Below are 2125 nucleotides of genomic sequence, written 5' to 3'. Positions count from 1 at the left end.
AACCCGGGCGGTCTCGCTTCGGTGCCACCAGCAGCTTGAACCCGAGTTTCGCAGTTAGTGGGCAGACGAGAGCGCTGAATTGGGTGTTTGACCTGGGACAACGGGCGTGGGAGAGCCTGCGAGTCGTGTGTCCACGCCTGTGTGCTGGGTTCTTGCTGGTCGGAGGCTATTCGGCAGGTTGCAGGCCGCTCATCTTTGGCGGCAATGCGACGGCGCAGTCTTTGAAGATCTGAGCCTGGGCGGGGGTGAGGCGGGTGGTCTGCTGCAGTCGTCCGGCAGGGCCGGACAGGGTGACCTGGTGGATGCGTCCCAGTTCGCGGTTGATGGCGTTCCAGGTCCGTCCGGTGCGGCGTTCGGCGACGCGGATGAGTAGCAGTGCCAGCCAGCACAGCAGCACGTGGGCGACGATGCGCTGGTCGAGGCGGTGGTAGACGGGCCGCAGGTCCAAGGTCGTCTTCATGGTGCGGAAGGCTGCCTCGGCCTGGAGCAGGTTCTTGTAACCCAGGGCGATGTCTTCGGGGCTCAGGTCCGGGTCGGAGGCGGCGATCAGGTACTTGCCGTCGTAGTTGGCCTCGGCCTTGACCTTGGCGGCGTCGATGGACAGGCGGCCGGTGCCCGGGTGCTGCTTGAGCCAGCGGCCTAACGAGGGATGATCGCGTAGCGCGCATTCGGCCTTGCGGTGCGGCGCGTCCGGCGGTTTGGGAGCCTTTTTCTTGCCCTGCTGAGCGGCCTTGGCCTTGGCCTGGGCGGCGTCGGTGGCGCGGGCGGCGGCGATCCGGTCCAGCTCCGCGGTGATCGCCTCCAGTTGCGCCTGGCGGCGGGCCTGGTCGCGTTCGGCCTCGACGGGGTTGTGGCAGATGATCCACCGCCGTCCCGGGTCGGTGGCGAGCCGGACCTCTTTGACCCGCAGGTTGTCGCGGACGTGCAGGTAGCGGCCCTGGCGGGACATCGCCTCGCGGGCCTGGGCCGAGCCGTCGCGCATCTTGACGCCGCAGATGTAGTGGCCGCCGGCCCGCTGCAGGTAGGCCATGTTCTCGCGAGAGGAGAAACCGGAGTCGACCACGGTGACCACCCGTCCCAGCCGCCAGTCCCGCAGGTCGTCCTTGACCTGCTCGATCACGGTCATGTCCGAAGTGTTGCCGGGCCAGACCCAGCAGCGCACCGGGATGCCCTCGCGGGTGACGGCCAGCCCGATGACGATCTGCGGCAGATCCTTGCGGTGGTCCTTGGAATGCCCGAACCGGCGCAACCCCATCTCGTCGCCCCCGTCGCCCCCGTCGCCCCCGTCGCCCCCGTCGCCCCCGTCGCCCCCGTCGCTACTGCCTGCGTCGCCGGGCTCGGGCTCGCCGTCGCGTTCGAAGTAGGTGGAGGTGGAGTCGAACAGGATCAGATCCACCTCCAGGTTGAGCAGGTTGGCGGCGGCGAAGAACACCGCCTGCTGCACCTGGCCTTGGGCATCGGCGCCGGCCAGCAGGTCCATCGCCCGCATCGCCTGGTCCTTGTCGGCGCGCTCCAGGCCGGGGATGGCGACGGTGTGGTTGATCCACTCGGCTGCGGCGAGCTTGGAGGAGGGGGCCACGGCGCGGTTGGCGACCAGCGCGAACAAGATCCGTTCGATGTCGGTGCGGAAGCGGCGTGGTCCCAGCACGTCGGCCAGTGCCGCATCGATCTGGAGCGTGCGCCACAGCTGATCCAGCAGCCAGATCGCGCCGTACGGGCGGGCCTGCTCCACGGTCAGTGGCCCGGCCTCGGCACCGAGCGGGAGGGTGACGTCGTCTTCGTCGCCGAGGTAGCGGTTGATCGAGGCGACCAGCCGGCGCAGCGCCGTGACGTCGAGCTTGTCCTCGCGGCCCAGGTTGACCAGCACCTCGGCCTGTGTGGTGCCGTTGATGCGCCGGTTGTTGGCCAGTTGAAGATACCGGACCACGCTGCCGTCGCCGTTGCGTCGCTGCGTCTTACGCAGGTACATGCCCGCATCATCCCGCACAAGTCGCAGCTTCCGCAGCATAATCACGAATGGTCGTGTGCCCACACTTTGGGACTCCGGAAGTTATCCACAACCATGCCGACCAGCACTTTCGCTCAACGATCAAGGCTTATGTGCCCGCGAACTGCGAAACTCGGG

Annotated in this window: 1 protein-coding gene; it reads right to left on the bottom strand. The window is 67.9% G+C overall.

Annotation, left to right across the window (positions count from 1 at the left end; all coding sequences use genetic code 11):
• Positions 1-166 precede the first annotated feature (166 nt).
• Complete coding sequence (locus ACTWPW_RS63910) at positions 167-1969, bottom strand: IS1634 family transposase (protein ID WP_443174996.1); 1803 nt, start codon at positions 1967-1969, stop codon at positions 167-169.
• Positions 1970-2125: the final 156 nt, after the last annotated feature.

The organism is Nonomuraea sp. KM90, from assembly GCF_052246675.1.
In the GTDB taxonomy this organism is placed as follows: domain Bacteria; phylum Actinomycetota; class Actinomycetes; order Streptosporangiales; family Streptosporangiaceae; genus Nonomuraea.
Note: the sequence above shows the minus strand (reverse complement) of the source record. Positions and strands in the feature narration are given on the sequence as shown.

What these genes read in the sequence shown, in the direction of transcription:
- ACTWPW_RS63910 (WP_443174996.1), bottom strand. Translation starts at nt 1,969, where the DNA reads ATGTACCTGCGTAAGACGCAGCGACGCAACGGCGACGGCAGCGTGGTC.